This window comes from Streptomyces sp. BK239 (genome assembly GCF_004217285.1).
In the GTDB taxonomy this organism is placed as follows: domain Bacteria; phylum Actinomycetota; class Actinomycetes; order Streptomycetales; family Streptomycetaceae; genus Streptomyces.
In genome coordinates, this window is record NZ_SHKS01000005.1 from 539036 (window position 1) to 553569 (window position 14534).

Below are 14534 nucleotides of genomic sequence, written 5' to 3' on the forward strand. Positions count from 1 at the left end.
GAGTGAACGCATGACGACGACATTCATCACAGGAGCCAACAAGTCCCTCGGCTACGAGACTGCCCGCCGCCTGATCGAGGCCGGTCACACCGTCCTCGTCGGCGCTCGTGATCCGGAGCGTGGCCGGGCGGCCGCCGACGCACTCGGCGCCCGGTTCGTGCAGATCGATGTGACGGACGAGGCGTCGGTGGCTGCGGCCGCCGCCGACGTCGAGGCTCGCGAGGGCCGCGTCGACGTCCTGATCAACAACGCCGGCGTGTCGGGAACACACCGCCCCGCCGAAGAGATCACGGCCGCAGACGCCGGCGAGGTGTTCGAGGTCAACGTCGTGGGGATCGTCCGGGTGACGCACGCGTTCCTGCCTCTGCTGCGCAAGTCCGCGAACCCGGTCATCGTCAATGTGTCCAGCGGCATGGGGTCGTTCGCGGCCACCCATGACCCGGGGCGCGCCGAGGGCCGAGCCGTCGCGCCGCTCTACACGGCGTCGAAGGCCGCTGTGACCATGCTGACCACGCAGTACGCGAAGTCCTGGCCGGACGTGAAGGTGAACGCGGCCGACCCGGGCTACACCGCGACCGACTTCAACGGGCACAGCGGCCCGCAGACGGTGACCGAGGGAACCGACGCGATCGTCGAACTCGCCACCCTCGGGGCGGACGGACCGACCGGAACCTTCCGCGACCGTCACGGTGCAATGCCCTGGTGATCCGCCACTCCTCGACCTGGCCCTGCGCGCAGGCGACCAGGTCACCACCCTGGTCTGCTGCCCGGCCGGGCCGGGGGAGCCGGCGGGCGCGCGCGGGAGTCGGGGCGCCCCGCCCCGCCGGCCGACCGAGGGCAGAGGCCGGCCGGTGGGACGTGGCTGATCAGCGGCCGACCGACTCCCAGTGCGGCGCGAGGGCGATGTCCCTCAACTCCCGCATGCTGAGCACCGGTTCCGGCCGGGTCGCCCCCGTCTTCAGGCCGGCCGCGTTGTAGGCGCTGACCACGACCCGCTTGCCGTCCTTGCGCATGGTGTCGACGGTCCACATGACGACCCCCGCGCGCCCCTTCTCGTCCGGCTGCTGACGGGTCTTCACCCGGGTGCCGTCGGGGAGGGTCTCGGCCCCCTGGTACAGCGCGTCGGCGACGTCCAGCATGTTCGGCTGCACGTTGATCTCGACGTAGCCGCGGCCCTTGCCGTCGTCGACGACGACATAGCCGTACTCCGTCTCCTGCCCGCCGCGCGAGACGACCTTCACGTCCTTCGGCAGCCTCGCGGTGAGGATGCCGAGGATCCGCTGGAGCCCCACGCTCCGTCCTGCGCTCGGCGAAGCGGTCGGCGCCGGGGACGGCTGGGGCAGGGCGTCGATGATCCGGCGCCACTCCTTCGCCGCGGCGAGCCGCTTCAACTCCGCCGTGTCCAGCGGCGGTTCGGGACGGCTGACCGGCTTGCCCTTCTCGGCGGGGGAGTTCCACTCGGACACGTTCACCCGCTGCCCGGACGGCGTGATCAGCTCCGCCCCCCACGCCTTGGTGTCCGCGCGCCGGTCGGGATACTCCCACCCCTTGAACACGGTGATCGCGGACCCGTCGGACAGCTTGCCCGACTCGCAGCTGTCCAGCCCGGACGGCGCGCCCTCACCCGTCTCGGGGCACGGCAGCACCTCGTGGGCCGGGTCGAAGCCCCGCCCCGTCGAGATCCGGCTCAGCCCCACGGAAACGGCCGCCGGGCCCTTGCCGTCGTCGTACACGACGTAGGCGAGCGGCCCGGCCTCGTCGGCCGTCCCCCGGCCCTCCTGGCCGCTGAACGTGCCCCCCGGCAGCAGCTTCTCCAACGTCTTGACCACCTCGCGGGCCGAGAACCCGCCCGCCGCAGGCTTGGCCTTCCCGTTCGCCGCGACGGAGGACTCGGCCGGCCCGGGGTCGCTGCCGGACGGTACGAGCAGGGCCCCGCCCACCCCCACGAGGGCGAGCCCTGCCGCACCCCCCGCGACGGCGGCCCGCCGCCGCAGCCGCAGCCGGCGACCACGCGCCTGGCCCGCGGCGGCGAGCGCCGCCCGGTCGGTGTCGAAGGAGCCGCCCGCGTCGCGCAGGGCGACGGAGAGCTGCTCCTCGAAGGGGTCGGGGAACTGGTCGACGGACATGGCACACCACCGGTTTCCGTGGCTCGAAGTGATGAGAGAAGTCGTGGGGGTCGTGTGCGGGCGCGAGGCGAACGGGGCAGCGCGTCCTACGGCCGCGCGTACTCGCCGATGTCCTCGCCCAGCAGCTCCCGCAGCCGGCCGAGAGCCCGCACGCACCGGGTGCGCACGGCGGCGGAACTGGCGTTCATGGCCCCGGCCGTCTCCTCCACGGACCGGTCCTCCCAGTACCGCAGGACGAGGACGGCCCGGTCCTTGGCGGGCAGCCGGCCGAGGGCCTGCAGCAGCGTCAGCCGCAGCGTCACGTCGGCTCCCGCGCCGGCGGCGCGTTCGGGGACGACGTCCACGGCGCGCTCGCCGCTGCTGCGCCGGCGCTGGTGCGCGAGGAAGGCTCGGGTGAGGACGGTCTGGGCGTACGCGGCGGGGTTGTCGGCGCGCGCGACGCGCCCCCAGCGGACGTACAGCCTGCCGAGGGTCTCCTGAACCAGATCCTCGGCGAGGTGCGTGTCCCCCGCGGTGAGCAGACAGGCGGACCGGTACAGCTGCCCCGTCCGGGCCGCGGCGAACTCCGCGTACTCGTCCGCGCGGGCCTGTCTCATCGGCTCTCCCTCTTCGCTCTGTCCGTCCGTACCGTCCTCAACCTCACCGATGCGCCGGCCCCGGGGAAATGTTTCAGGGCCGGTGGAAACTTTTTCTCCCGGGGGCCGGTGTGCGCAACCTGCCCCGGTTTGCCGCCACTTGCGCCGAAGGCAGTCTCCGAGAGGCCGTCGAAAGCGGTTCTCCGCCCACAACCACGTGGTTACAGTGCTGCTGTAGTCACGCAATGAAGTCACCCCGGTGCACCGGAGTAACACCGGCGCACCGGACCGCGGGAAGTCGGGGAGCTGCGCGTGCCAACTGCCATTGCCGTGACCGGCGCCGATCTGGCGCTGCCGCCGCAGGACGAACGGACACTGCCCGCGGCCGTCCTCGACGGCCTGGACCGCCGCCCCCTCGACGAGGCCGTCGCCGCCGTGCAGACCCTCGTCGACCAGCACGGCCATGTGATCGTCCTGTACTCGCGGGCCACACCGCCGGCCGTCGTGCAGCGGCTGCACACCGTGCGCTCCCTCCTGGAGAGCGACCGCGTCGCACTGTTCCGGCCCGAACTGCCCCCGCTGTCCGTCGCCGTACTGGCCCGTCAGTTACGCCAGTTGGCCTCCTGCGACCTCGGCCCCGGCGTCCTCGCCTCCGCGGGCCGGCTGCTCACCCACTACATCCACGCCGGCGCCCTCCTCGCCTCCGTCGCCCGCCTCGACCGCGTCCCCGTCGGCCTGAAGTCGCACGCCCGCTCCTGGATGCCGGGCAGCCAGTTCGGCGTCCTCGCCCACCCTCAGCCCCGGTTGGTCAAGGCGAGCCCCGAAAACGTCCTGCCCGGGCCGGAGTTCGCCACCTGGATGCTGGTCGCCCGCGGCCAGCTCCAGTCCGACTGGGTCACCGGCGTCCTCGCCCCCGCGTGGCAGGCGCAGGGACTGCGCGAGACCGGACTGCCCGCCGAGTCCGCCCACTGGTGGGGCACCGGCCGGGTGATCGAGTTCTGCGCCTACCTGCCCGACCTGCCGGTCCTCTACCAACTGGTCGCCTCCGTACGGCAGACCGTGTGCCACTGGTGCGGCATCGACGTCATCGGCGACCGCTGCGTCTTCTGCTGCGCCACCCCGCCGCCCCCCGCAGAGATCACCGCCCGCCCCGCCCGCGCGCTCACCGCGGGCGGCTGAACAGCCCAGGAACCCAGCGCGTCCGTCCCGCTCGACCCGACCCCAACGAGGTTGCACGGAAATGAACTCCCGTCAGCGCCGCGGCGTGATCCTCCTGCTCCTGTCGGTCCTGTGCGCCCTCGGCGCCTTCGCCGGTGTCCTCTCCGTCATCGACGACGTGCGCTCCAAGGTCGGCCCGGAGGTCGCCGCGTACCGGCTCAGGGCGAACATCGCGCCCTACACGCCGCTCACCACGGCCCAGTTCGAGAAGATCGAGATGCCCGAGCGCTGGCTGTCCGACAACGCCGTCACCGACCTCGCCGCCATCCGCGGCAAGATCGCCGTGACGACCCTGAAGAAGGGCTCCCTGCTCCAGACCGACATGATCGTCGACCAGCCCGCCCTCCAGGCCGGCGAGCAGGAGGTCGCCATCATGATCGACGCGGCCACCGGCGTCGCCGGCAAGATCACCCCGGGCTCCTCCGTCAACGTCTACGCCACCTTCGAGGGCGCCAAGCAGAGCGACCCAGACCAGTCGAAGATCATCGTCACCAACGCCCGCGTCCTCGACGTCGGCGAGCTCACCGCGCTCAAGCCCGACGCCGACGACCGCACCCGCCGGCCCACCGACGCGGTCCCCATCACCTTCGCGCTGTCCACCCGCGACGCCCAGCGCATCACGTACGCCGAGTCGTTCGCCAAGCGCGTCCGGCTCGCCCTGGTGGCGCCCGGCACCCCCACCACGGTCCCCGACCAGGACCGGACGTACGAACTCGCCACGGACAAGTGAGAGGCCGCCGCCATGCCCACGAGGATCCTCCCGGCCGTCGGCGACGCGGACGCGGTCCGCTCCCTCACCACCCTGCTCAGCCAGCTCCCGGACGCCGAGCCCCTCGCCCCCGTCACCGACTCCACCCAGTTCGTCGACGCCCTCGCCCGCCTCGCCGCGGAGTCCGTCGACGAACTCCCCGAGGTCGTCGTCGTCCACGAACGGATCGGCCCCGTTCCGGCGTTGGAGCTCGTGCGCGAGGTCGCCCTGCGCTTCCCCGCCGTCGGCGTCGTCCTCGTCACCACCGACGCGAGCCCCGGCCTCTTCCAGGCCGCCATGGACGCCGGGGCCCGCGGCCTGGTCACCCTGCCGCTGAGCTACGAGGAACTCGCCAGCCGCGTCCAGTCCGTCGCCCAGTGGTCGGTCGGCGTCCGACGCCATCTCGGCCACGGCGGCGACGTCTTCACCGGCGTCGGCGGCACCGTCGTCACCGTCAGCGGCGCGAAGGGCGGCGTCGGCGCGACCCTGCTCGCCGTCCAGCTCGCCCTGGCCGCCCAGGCCTCCGGCCGGCCCACGGCCCTCGTCGACATGGACCTCCAGACCGGCGACGTCGCCTCCTACCTGGACGTGCAGTTCCGCCGCTCCGTGGTCGACCTCGCCGCCATCGCCGACATCTCGCCCCGCATCCTCGCCGAGGCCGTCTTCCGCCACGACAGCGGCGTCGCCCTGCTCCTCGCCCCCGGCGAGGGCGAACGCGGCGAGGAGGTCACCGACCGCGCCGCCCGCCAGATCGTCGGCGCGCTGCGCTCCCGCTACGAGGTCGTCGTCGTCGACTGCGGCGCCCAGCTCGCCGGCGCCGGGGCCGCCGCCGTGGAGATGGCCGACCGGGCCCTGCTGGTCACCACCCCCGACGTGGTCGCGGTACGCGGCGCCAAACGCGCCGTCCGCATGTGGGACAGGCTCCAGATCCGCAAGGCGGAGGAGACCACCGTCGTCGTCAACCGCCACGGCCGCGGTACGGAGATCCAGCCCGCGCTGATCCAGCGCATCACCGGCACCGCCGTCGCGGCCACCACGGTCCCCGCGAACTTCAAGGAACTCCAGGCGGCCGTAGACGCCGGCCGCGTCCACGACCTCGACGCCAAGGGCGCCGTACGGCAGGCGATGTGGGCGCTCGCCGGGGAGCTGGGGCTGGTCCGGGCGCCCGGGGCCGAGCCGGCGCGCCGCGGGGGACGCGCCCGGGAGCGGGGCGCGGGCGGCCTGCGGCGGCGGAAGGAGTGAGGGGGATGAGGGGGACCGCGAAGGCGATGAGAGCCGGACGGCTCGCGCGGGACCGGGGCCAGGTCACGATCGAGTTCCTCGGCATGACCCCGCTGATCATCGTGACCCTGGCGGTGGTCTGGCAGTTCGTACTGGTGGGATACACGTTCTCGCTCGCGGGGCACGCCGCCGACGAGGCGGTACGGGCGGGCACGGCGGCGCCACGGGGGGAGCGGTCCGCGGTGTGCGAACAGGCGGGACTGAAGAACCTGCCGCCGGCGTGGAAGGGGAACGCGGAGGTGACGTGCGGCGGCGAGGGCTATGTGACGGCCCAGGTCACCCTGCACGTCCCCGTCCTCTTCCCGGGCCTGATCGACTTCCCGTTCCCTGTGCACGGCCACGCCGGCGCCGTAGAGGAAGAGGACGGCGACTGACATGCGGCACGCACCCGCACGCCGGGGACGGGACCGGGGCCAGGTGGCCCTGGAGTACCTGGGTTTCCTCCCGCTCCTCCTCTTGGTGGCGCTGGCCGCCGTCCAGTTGGGCCTGATCGCGTACGCCGCCCAGCAGGCCGGCACCGCGGCCCGCGCGGGCGCCCGAAGCGCGTCCCTCGCCGGCGACGCGCAGGGGGACTGCGCACGGGCGGTGAGCGGCCGGCTCAACGCCCGCTGCGGCGGCCCCGTGTTCCTGGGCGACGAGGTCCAGGTCACCTCCACCGTCGACATCCCGTCCGTCATCCCCGGCATCGCCGACTTCGGCCAGGCCCACAAGACGGCCACCATGCCGGTCGACCACCGAAGCCCATGAGGAGGAACCGGAGATGAGCCTGAGGGCCCGCATCACCTCCCCCGAGGAGAACGGCGGCCGGGGCGAGGACGGCCACCTGATCTCCTCGTACCGGGCGAAACTGCTGGAGGAGATCGACCTCGCCGAGATGAGCTCGCTCGCGGCGGCCGAGCGCCGGGCACGCCTGGAGCGCGTCCTCGGGCACATCATCAGCCGCGAGGGCCCGGTGCTGTCCACCGTCGAACGCTCGCAGCTGATCCGCCGCGTCGTCGACGAGGCCCTCGGCCTCGGCATCCTGGAACCGCTCCTGGAGGACGCCTCCATCACCGAGATCATGGTCAACGGCCCCGACGCGATCTTCGTCGAGCGGGCCGGCCGGGTGGAGCAGCTCCCCCTCCGCTTCGCCTCCGACGACCAGCTGATGCAGACCATCGAACGCATCGTCTCCACGGTCAACCGGCGCGTGGACGAGACGAACCCCATGGTCGACGCCCGGCTGCCGTCCGGCGAACGCGTCAACGTCATCATCCCGCCGCTGTCGCTGACCGGCCCGACCCTCACCATCCGCCGCTTCCCGCGCTCCTTCACCCTCAACGAGCTGATCGGCTTCGGCTCCCTCGACGAGTCCATGGTCCATCTGCTGGCCGGCCTGGTGCAGGCCAGGTTCAACGTGATCGTGTCCGGCGCCACCGGCACCGGCAAGACCACCCTGCTGAACGCCCTGTCCGGGCTCATCCCCGACGGCGAACGCATCATCACCATCGAGGACTCGGCGGAACTCCAGCTCCAGCAGTCCCACGTGATCCGGCTGGAGTCCCGCCCGCCGAACGTCGAGGGCAAGGGCCGCATCACCATCCGCGACCTGGTCCGCAACTCTCTGCGGATGCGGCCCGACCGGATCGTGGTCGGCGAGGTCCGCGGCGGGGAGTCGCTCGACATGCTCCAGGCCATGTCCACCGGCCACGACGGCTCCCTCGCCACCGTCCACGCCAACAGCGCCGAGGACGCGCTGATGCGGTTGCAGACCCTGGCCTCCATGAGCGACGTCGAGATCCCCTTCGTCGCCCTGCACGACCAGATCAACAGCGCCGTCGACGTCGTCATCCAGCTCACCCGCTTCGCCGACGGCGCCCGCCGCATCACCGAGATCGCCCTGCTGGAGAGCCACGGCGGAGAGCCGTACCGGCTGGCGACGATCGCCCGCTTCAACGCCCGGCCGATGACCGCCGACGGCCGCGTCCACGGCGTCTTCGAGTACTTCCCCCTCCCGCGCCGCACCGCCGACCGCCTCCACATGGCGAGCCAGCCCGTCCCGCAGGCCTTCGGCGTGGCCCGCACCCTCGACGAACTGACGACCAGGGAAGCCCGGTAGCCGCATGGACCTCGACACCCTCATCAGCCTCACCACCGGCGCCGCCCTGCTGACCTGCGCCCTGGCCGTCACCGGCGTGCACGTCTACGCCAGGGGCCGCGCGCAGCGCGCGGCGCTCGTGGAGCGGCTGTCGTACACCGGACAGACCGCGGCGAGCGGACGCCGGCGCCGCTTCCGCACCCTGGACCGGCGGCTGCGCCGCACGGCGGCGGGCCGCAGGCTGGAACGGAAACTGGCGGCGACGGGACTCGACGTCACACCCGGGGAGTTCGCCGTCTGCATGCTGGCGGCGGTGGCCGGACTGTGGCTGATCGGCCAGGCCACCCTGGCCCCCTTCTTCGGCCCACTGGCCGGACTCCTTGGCCTCTGGGCGGCCTGGCAGTTCCTCAACTGGCAACGCCAGAAACGCATCGAGCGCTTCATCAACCAACTCCCCGAACTCGCGCGCATCCTGGCCAACGCGACCAACGCAGGACTCGCCCTGCGCACCGCGATCGGCATGGCGGCGGAAGAACTCGAAGCTCCCGCTGGAGAGGAACTCGCCAAAGTGGCGAACCAGTTGGCCGTCGGCCATTCTCTCGACGACGCACTCGGCGAACTCGCCGACCGCCTCCCCTCCCGCGAACTGGTCGTGCTCGTCACCACGCTGGTCCTCTCCAACCGCGCCGGCGGCCAGGTCGTCGCCGCCCTGCGCAACCTGACGGAGACCCTGGAGGAACGCAAGGAGACCCGACGCGAGGTACGCACGCAGCTTTCCCAGGTGAACATGACGTCCTACGCGGTGCCGGCGCTGGGCGTCGGGGCGCTGTTCCTCATGGACAGCGTCGAGGACGGCACCCTGGACCGCATGACCGGCTCCGCCGTCGGCCAGGCCTGCGTGATCGTCGCCTTCGCCCTCTACGCCGTCGGCTTCGTCCTCATCCGCCGCATGTCCCGCATCGACGTCTGAGGAGGAAACCACGGCATGGATCTCCTGCTCGCACTCCTCATGGGCGTCGCCGTCTGGGGCGTCTTCACCGGCATCCGCATGTACCGCGCCGAGGTGGAACTCCCCGGCGACCTCGCCCTCGCCCTGGAGGTCGGCTCCACCCGCACCGGAGCGGTGGGCTCGCTCGTCGACCGCCTGGGCATGCGGTACGCGCCCGCCGTCCTGCGGCTCATGGGCCCCCGGCAGGTCGCCCGCTACCGGCGGCGCATCGACCTCGCCGGCAACCCCGGCGGACTCACCGTCGACCGCTACGCGGCCCGCCGCGCGGTCTACGGCGCGATCGGCGCTCTCGGCGTCCTCGCCGCGCTCCTCCAGGGCAGCTTCCTCATCGCCCTGCTGATGTTCGCCTTCGCCGCGTTCTGGTCCGAGGTCGGCATCTGGTCCGCGATCCGCGTCCGCAAGGACGCCATCGAACGCACCCTGCCCGACTTCCTCGACGTGCTGGCCGTCGTCGTCAGCGCGGGCCTCGGCTTCCGCCAGGCCCTGGACCGCGTCGCGTCCCGCTACCAGGGCCCGTGGGCGGACGAGATCCGCATCACCCTGCGTCAGATGGACCTCGGCGTCAGCCGCCGCGAGGCCTTCCAGGAACTGCGCCGCCGCAACGACTCCGAACAGGTCGCCATGTTCGTCACCGCGCTCCAGCAGGGCGAGGAACTGGGCGCGCCGATCGTCGACACCCTCGTCTCCATCGCCAAGGACATGCGCCGCACGGACGCCCAGAACGCCCGCCGCAAGGCCGCCCGCGCCGTCCCCAAGGCCACCTTGATGATCACCACGTTCATGGTCCCGGCCACGATGCTCCTCCTCGGCGCGGGCATGCTGCTCGGCTCCGGCACCGACTTCAGCTCGATCACGGGCGAGTAGGGGGGAGGGGGATGGCCATGACGGCGACGGCGCGCCGGGAAGCCAGAGGACTCAGAGCGCTGTTAGGACGCCGGACAGCGCCCCGGGAACCCGTCACCGGCCCGCCGCTCACCCTTCAGATCAACGCCCTCCAGGCGATGTGCCGGCAGGTCTTCGGCTTCCGCCTCGCCATGATCGCCCTGGCCGCCCCGGCGGCGCTCCTCAACGCCACCCCCGGCCTGGGCGTCCGCCTGGTGGGCGCGGCCGTCGTCATCACCTTCATGGGCTCCTACGCCCTCTTCCGCGACTGGGAGCGCTTCGGCCCCCTCCTCCTGCGCCACCCCAGCCTCCTGGCCGTCGACACCCTCTTCGGCACCCTGCTGCTGGTCTCCGCCGGCCCCGACACCACGCTCGCCTACGTCAGCGTCTGCACCCCGCTGCTCGCCGGCATCGTCTACGGCTGGCGCGGCGCCGCCTGCTTCGCCTCCCTCCAGTCACTGATCCTCCTGCTGGTCCACGCCACCCTGGAGCGGGAGTCGGGCACGGGCCTCGCCGAGAGACTCGTACTGCCCGGCTTCTGCCTCATCACCGGGGCCGTGGGGTCCACCCTGCGCGGACTCATGCTGCGCTTCGGCACCGCCACCCAGGCCCTGACCGCCGTCCGGGCCCGGCTCGCCGTCACCGAGGCGGTCGCCGCCGAACGGGCCCGGCTCGCCCGCGAGATGCACGACTCCGTCGCCAAGACCCTGCACGGTGTCGCCCTCGCGGCGGACGGCCTGGCCCACTCCGCGACATCGCCGCACCCCGACCCCGAGCGGGTACGGCGACAGGCCGAACTCGTCGCCCGTGCCGCCCGCCGGGCCGCCGCCGAGTCCCGCGAACTCCTCACCGACCTGCGCCGGGAATCCGACCCGGCCCACGGTGTCGACGTCCTCGCCGAACTCGCCGCCCTCACATACGACTTCGCGTCCCGCACGGACCTGCCGGCCACGTACCACGCCACGGGCGACCACGCCTCCCTCCCCGTCCCGCCCGCCGTCGCCCGCCAGCTCCTGACGATCGCCTCGGAAGCCCTGGAGAACGCCCACCGCCACGCGGACTCCTCCCAGGTCCAGGTGCGGGCGGGTGTGGACGACCACCTCCTCCGCGTCGGCGTCCTCGACGACGGCCGCGGCCTGCCGGCCGACACCGACCTGCAACGGCTGCGGAAAGAAGGGCACTTCGGGATCGTCGGCATGACCGAGCGGGCAGCCTCCGTCGGCGCCCGCCTCACCATCGGACCCCGCCCGGACGCCCGCGGCACCGAAGTCCTCCTGGAACTCCCGCTCGACGCCGTGACCGACCACCCGCTCACCTCATGAGAGGAGGCCGCCCGATGCCGAACCAGCCGCCGCCCGGCCGGGAACCCGCCCCCACGCCCGTGCGCGTGATCGTGGCGGACGACAACCCGGTGGTCCGCGCGGGCCTGACCGCACTGCTCCACTGCCGGGAGGACATCGACGTCGTCGCGGAGGCCGCGGACGGCCGCCAGGCCTACGAGGCCGCCCTGCGGCACCGGCCCGACGTCGTCCTCCTCGACGTCCGCATGCCCGGCGTGGACGGCCTCTCCGTCCTGCCCCACCTGGCGCCGATCGCCCCGGTGCTGATGCTCACCTACAGCGACGAGCACAGGATCGTCCAGGAGGCCCTGCTGCGGGGGGCCGGCGGCTACCTGGTCCACGGGGAGTTCACCGTGGACGAGCTGCTCTCCGCCGTACGGGACGCCCGCCGGGGCCGCGCCCACTTCACCCCGACGGCGGCCACCGCGGCCCTCGCCCACCTCCGCGCCGGTGCGACTGCACATGCTGACGTAGGCTCACTCCCCCCATTCTCAGGAACTTTTACGGAACCGCTTTCGCAACTGCAATCGCCTGTGGGACAGTCACGCACAGGGTTCCGGCTCAGCGGGAGGGAGGCGGAGATCATGGACCTGATCGCCTCGGGCATGAACAACCAGCAGATCGCCGCCGCCTGCTTCATCAGCGAGAAGACGGTCAAGAACCACATCAACCGCATCTTCGCCAAGCTGCACAGCAGCAGCCGCGCCGAAGCGGCGGCCAAGTGGCTGGGCACGGCGGTGACGACATGACGCGCCGCACACCGACGACTTGGGCCCGGGCTTGGGCCCTGGGACCCTCCCCCTCATCCCGCCTCGCGCCCTACGTTCCTCGTGCCGGTAACGCCTCATACGGAGAGGAACGCCATGAGCGACCTGATGCTGAAGACCACCGTCGCGGCCAGGACCCGGGTGAGCGGCTGGGCCGACACGACGGTCCGGGCGATGCGCCGGCGCGGCGACCGGGGGCAGACGGCGGTCGAGTACCTGGGCATCATCGCGGTGGTGGTGGCGATCGTAGTGCTGATCGCGAACACGAATCTGGGGCAGACGATCGTGGACAAGCTCACCACTCAGATCGGCAAGGTAGCTCCCTGAGCCAACCTCGCCTTCGGAGCGACGCAGGGCAGGTCTTCCCCATCTACATCACGGTGGTGGCGGGCCTGCTCTTTGTCGCGTTCGCGTTCTTCGCGGTCGGTCAGGCGGCGGTGAAGCGCAACGAGGCGCAGACCGCCGCGGACGCCGCGGCGCTGGCGGCGGCCCAGGAGACCAGGGACGAGCTCGCCGACCTGTGGGTGCTGGCCGTTCTCGACCCGACGAAGTGGCAGGACATCTTCGACGGCGACGGCGGAAGCAACCGGTGCGAGCGGGCGGTGGAGTTGGCCGCGATGAACGACGCGACGGCCCAATGCTCCCCTGACGGCCCACTGAGTTACAGAGTCGAGGTGGCCACGAACAAGCCCATCGGCGAGTCGGTCGTGCCCGGCACGGCGGGCAGGCTCGCGCACGCCGAGGCCGTCGCGGTGATCGAGCCGCTGTGCGACCCTCCCGGCCAGATCCCGCCGGGCAATGGACTGCCCACGCTCAACTGCGACGACGACGTCGACTGGGTGCTGGACCCGGCGGACCTGACCGACCTGCCCGCGCCCGAGGACCTGTTCGACGTCCACCTGGCCGACGGCTGACGAAGAAAGCGGAGTGATGAACATGCGATGCACGGCGAAGGCCCGAAGGGGGATGGTCGCGCTGGCGGTCGTCGCGGGGCTCACCCTGGGCTCGGCCGCGTGTGGCGGTGGAGGTGGAGGTGACGGCGACGGAAAGAAGCCTCAGAGCTCGTCGCCCGCTTCCAAGACCGGAGGATCGCAGCCCAACCCCCAAGAAGGGCAGGCCGAGGCGCCCATCGCCGAGTTGAAGGGCCCGAGCGGACTTCTCCTCCGGATCACTGCTGCGGTACGTGATTCCGGTGGCTTCGTTACTGTGAACGGCTCCCTGAAGAACGACAGTGGGACGGTCGCCACTATCCCGTCGGCGTTGAGCGGCAACGAAACCGAGATCATGAACAACGGCAGGTCCCTCGGCGGAGCCACCCTCGTCGACTCGAAGAGCAAGAAGCGCTACTACGTCCTCCGCGACACCGAAGGGCGCCCCCTCACCACCACAGGCTTCTCCACCCTCAAGGCCGGCGAATCGATCGACGTCTTCCTCCAGTTCCCGGCCCCGCCCGCCGGCACCACCGACGTCTCCTTCCAACTCCCGCTGTTCCCCAGCGCGGTAGTCAAGATCTCCGGGTGAGGCCGCCATGACCCCACGCCTCACCCTCGCGGTCGTCACGGCCACCTTGGTGATCGTCGGCACGGCCCCCACCGCGCACGCCGACACCTCGCCCAGCGTCCCCCCGGGCACCGAACCCACCGCCGCCGCCCCCGTGAAGGTCGACGCCAACGACCCGGACCTCAAGCTGCCCGAGGGCGGCACCCTCGCCGAGCCCAAGGTGCTGGACATCAAGGAGGTCGTCGAGGACGAGTCGGGTGACGAGCGGCGCGAGGACACCAACGCGGACGTGACGTTCGCCCTCCAGGCGGAGGTCCTGTTCGGCAAGGACAGCGCGCGGCTCGGCGCGGCGGCGAAGGCACGGGTCGCGGCGATCGCCGCCGAGATCAAGAAGCAGAACACCACCCTGGTCCGCGTCTTCGGCTTCACCGACAACCTGGGCTCCTCCGCCCACGGCGACGTCCTGTCGAAACAGCGCGCCGACGCCGTACAGGCGGAACTCGCCGGCGACCTGAACAACCCGGGCATCACCTTCGAGGTGCGCGGCTACGGCGAGCAGTACCCCATCTCCGACAACTCCACCGAGGAGGGCCGCAAGAAGAACCGCCGGGTGGAGGTCACCTTCCCCCGCACGACGAACTGACGACCTCCACCCGCACCCCGGCCCCCATCCCCCACCCCGCCATCGCACCGGCCTCCGCCTCCAGGACGTGCCGGGCTCGTGGGCGGGGCAGGCCCAGGCGGTTCGGGGGCATGGTGCGTACCGTGAGGACACGCAGGTCGCGGTCCAGGTAGGCCACGTCGATGGGGATGCGCATGCGGAAGGTGTGGACGCTGTTGGCGGGGGACAGGAGCAGCGCCCCGTCCAGGGACGTCCGCCCCAGCAGCCCCCGTGTGCGGGCGCGGTAGGAGGACGCGATCTCCAGCGGGACGGTGACCGCCCCCGCCTCCCCCCGCACGACCAGATGACCCCGTCCGTCACGCCAGCGCGCCATGGCGCTCCCCTCACCG

General features: G+C 72.1%; 18 protein-coding genes. 15 read left to right on the forward strand and 3 right to left on the reverse strand.

Annotated features, from left to right (window positions below; genetic code table 11):
* The first annotated feature begins 10 nt into the window (after positions 1-10).
* On the forward strand, positions 11-706 hold the full coding sequence (locus EV567_RS18850) for an SDR family NAD(P)-dependent oxidoreductase (protein WP_130441499.1): 696 nt from the start codon (positions 11-13) through the stop codon (positions 704-706).
* Between the two features lie 160 nt (positions 707-866).
* Here EV567_RS18850 and EV567_RS18855 read toward each other — a convergent pair whose 3' ends face one another.
* Both EV567_RS18855 and EV567_RS18860 read right to left on the reverse strand, forming a co-directional pair.
* The gene (locus EV567_RS18855) at positions 867-2126 is read right to left on the reverse strand and encodes a hypothetical protein (RefSeq protein ID WP_130441501.1); all 1260 of its coding nucleotides are present in this window, start codon (positions 2124-2126) and stop codon (positions 867-869) included.
* An 86-nt stretch (positions 2127-2212) separates the two neighbouring features.
* Entirely contained in the window at positions 2213-2722 is a 510-nt protein-coding gene (locus EV567_RS18860) for a SigE family RNA polymerase sigma factor (protein WP_130441503.1), read from the reverse strand.
* A gap of 291 nt (positions 2723-3013) precedes the next feature.
* Here EV567_RS18860 and EV567_RS18865 point away from each other — a divergent pair, with 291 nt between their 5' ends.
* The 14 genes from EV567_RS18865 to EV567_RS18930 all read left to right on the forward strand — a co-directional run bounded on the left by EV567_RS18865 (position 3014) and on the right by EV567_RS18930 (position 14166).
* Positions 3014-3880, forward strand: coding sequence for a hypothetical protein (locus EV567_RS18865; RefSeq protein ID WP_165430418.1), 867 nt, complete (start codon positions 3014-3016; stop codon positions 3878-3880).
* 61 nt (positions 3881-3941) lie between these two features.
* A complete protein-coding gene (gene cpaB / locus EV567_RS18870) occupies positions 3942-4649 on the forward strand; it encodes a Flp pilus assembly protein CpaB (protein WP_130441507.1) in 708 nt (235 codons plus the stop codon).
* A 12-nt stretch (positions 4650-4661) separates the two neighbouring features.
* Positions 4662-5909: an AAA family ATPase gene (locus EV567_RS18875; protein WP_130441509.1), complete on the forward strand. Its 1248-nt coding sequence runs from the start codon at positions 4662-4664 to the stop codon at positions 5907-5909.
* A 5-nt stretch (positions 5910-5914) separates the two neighbouring features.
* Positions 5915-6322, forward strand: coding sequence for a TadE/TadG family type IV pilus assembly protein (locus EV567_RS18880; protein ID WP_242620889.1), 408 nt, complete (start codon positions 5915-5917; stop codon positions 6320-6322).
* Between the two features lies 1 nt (position 6323).
* Positions 6324-6695: a TadE/TadG family type IV pilus assembly protein gene (locus EV567_RS18885; protein ID WP_130441511.1), complete on the forward strand. Its 372-nt coding sequence runs from the start codon at positions 6324-6326 to the stop codon at positions 6693-6695.
* Between the two features lie 13 nt (positions 6696-6708).
* Positions 6709-8046 (forward strand): CpaF family protein, encoded by a 1338-nt coding sequence (locus tag EV567_RS18890; RefSeq protein WP_130441513.1) that lies wholly within the window; start codon positions 6709-6711, stop codon positions 8044-8046.
* Between the two features lie 4 nt (positions 8047-8050).
* A complete protein-coding gene (locus tag EV567_RS18895) occupies positions 8051-8995 on the forward strand; it encodes a type II secretion system F family protein (protein WP_130441515.1) in 945 nt (314 codons plus the stop codon).
* Positions 8996-9010: 15 nt separating this feature from the next.
* Positions 9011-9898 carry a DUF5936 domain-containing protein gene (locus EV567_RS18900; RefSeq protein ID WP_130441517.1) on the forward strand — a complete coding sequence of 296 codons (888 nt, stop codon included), beginning with the start codon at positions 9011-9013 and terminating at the stop codon, positions 9896-9898.
* Positions 9899-9909: 11 nt separating this feature from the next.
* Positions 9910-11238: a sensor histidine kinase gene (locus EV567_RS18905; RefSeq protein ID WP_407071601.1), complete on the forward strand. Its 1329-nt coding sequence runs from the start codon at positions 9910-9912 to the stop codon at positions 11236-11238.
* Positions 11239-11252: 14 nt separating this feature from the next.
* Positions 11253-12005 (forward strand): response regulator transcription factor, encoded by a 753-nt coding sequence (locus EV567_RS18910; RefSeq protein ID WP_242620890.1) that lies wholly within the window; start codon positions 11253-11255, stop codon positions 12003-12005.
* Between the two features lie 114 nt (positions 12006-12119).
* On the forward strand, positions 12120-12350 hold the full coding sequence (locus EV567_RS18915) for a Flp family type IVb pilin (protein WP_130441724.1): 231 nt from the start codon (positions 12120-12122) through the stop codon (positions 12348-12350).
* Entirely contained in the window at positions 12347-12937 is a 591-nt protein-coding gene (locus EV567_RS18920; RefSeq protein ID WP_130441727.1) for a pilus assembly protein TadG-related protein, read from the forward strand. The genes EV567_RS18915 and EV567_RS18920 overlap by 4 nt, the downstream gene beginning before the upstream one ends.
* 16 nt (positions 12938-12953) lie before the next feature.
* Entirely contained in the window at positions 12954-13544 is a 591-nt protein-coding gene (locus EV567_RS18925; RefSeq protein ID WP_130441521.1) for a hypothetical protein, read from the forward strand.
* Between the two features lie 7 nt (positions 13545-13551).
* Positions 13552-14166 carry an OmpA family protein gene (locus EV567_RS18930; protein ID WP_130441523.1) on the forward strand — a complete coding sequence of 205 codons (615 nt, stop codon included), beginning with the start codon at positions 13552-13554 and terminating at the stop codon, positions 14164-14166.
* Here the strand turns inward: EV567_RS18930 and EV567_RS18935 are convergent.
* A complete protein-coding gene (locus EV567_RS18935; protein WP_130441525.1) occupies positions 14141-14518 on the reverse strand; it encodes a DUF192 domain-containing protein in 378 nt (125 codons plus the stop codon). The genes EV567_RS18930 and EV567_RS18935 overlap by 26 nt on opposite strands.
* Positions 14519-14534 lie beyond the last annotated feature (16 nt).

Excerpts from the sequence above, each read along its gene's own strand:
- EV567_RS18925 (WP_130441521.1), top strand. The coding sequence starts at position 12,954 with ATGAACATGCGATGCACGGCGAAGGCCCGAAGGGGGATGGTCGCGCTG.
- EV567_RS18855 (WP_130441501.1), bottom strand. The coding sequence starts at position 2,126 with ATGTCCGTCGACCAGTTCCCCGACCCCTTCGAGGAGCAGCTCTCCGTC.
- EV567_RS18915 (WP_130441724.1), top strand. The coding sequence starts at position 12,120 with ATGAGCGACCTGATGCTGAAGACCACCGTCGCGGCCAGGACCCGGGTG.
- cpaB (WP_130441507.1), top strand. The coding sequence starts at position 3,942 with ATGAACTCCCGTCAGCGCCGCGGCGTGATCCTCCTGCTCCTGTCGGTC.
- EV567_RS18900 (WP_130441517.1), top strand. The coding sequence starts at position 9,011 with ATGGATCTCCTGCTCGCACTCCTCATGGGCGTCGCCGTCTGGGGCGTC.
- EV567_RS18935 (WP_130441525.1), bottom strand. The coding sequence starts at position 14,518 with ATGGCGCGCTGGCGTGACGGACGGGGTCATCTGGTCGTGCGGGGGGAG.
- EV567_RS18875 (WP_130441509.1), top strand. The coding sequence starts at position 4,662 with ATGCCCACGAGGATCCTCCCGGCCGTCGGCGACGCGGACGCGGTCCGC.
- EV567_RS18910 (WP_242620890.1), top strand. The coding sequence starts at position 11,253 with ATGCCGAACCAGCCGCCGCCCGGCCGGGAACCCGCCCCCACGCCCGTG.
- EV567_RS18850 (WP_130441499.1), top strand. The coding sequence starts at position 11 with ATGACGACGACATTCATCACAGGAGCCAACAAGTCCCTCGGCTACGAG.
- EV567_RS18905 (WP_407071601.1), top strand. The coding sequence starts at position 9,910 with ATGGCCATGACGGCGACGGCGCGCCGGGAAGCCAGAGGACTCAGAGCG.
- EV567_RS18930 (WP_130441523.1), top strand. The coding sequence starts at position 13,552 with ATGACCCCACGCCTCACCCTCGCGGTCGTCACGGCCACCTTGGTGATC.
- EV567_RS18890 (WP_130441513.1), top strand. The coding sequence starts at position 6,709 with ATGAGCCTGAGGGCCCGCATCACCTCCCCCGAGGAGAACGGCGGCCGG.
- EV567_RS18860 (WP_130441503.1), bottom strand. The coding sequence starts at position 2,722 with ATGAGACAGGCCCGCGCGGACGAGTACGCGGAGTTCGCCGCGGCCCGG.
- EV567_RS18895 (WP_130441515.1), top strand. The coding sequence starts at position 8,051 with ATGGACCTCGACACCCTCATCAGCCTCACCACCGGCGCCGCCCTGCTG.
- EV567_RS18885 (WP_130441511.1), top strand. The coding sequence starts at position 6,324 with ATGCGGCACGCACCCGCACGCCGGGGACGGGACCGGGGCCAGGTGGCC.
- EV567_RS18880 (WP_242620889.1), top strand. The coding sequence starts at position 5,915 with ATGAGGGGGACCGCGAAGGCGATGAGAGCCGGACGGCTCGCGCGGGAC.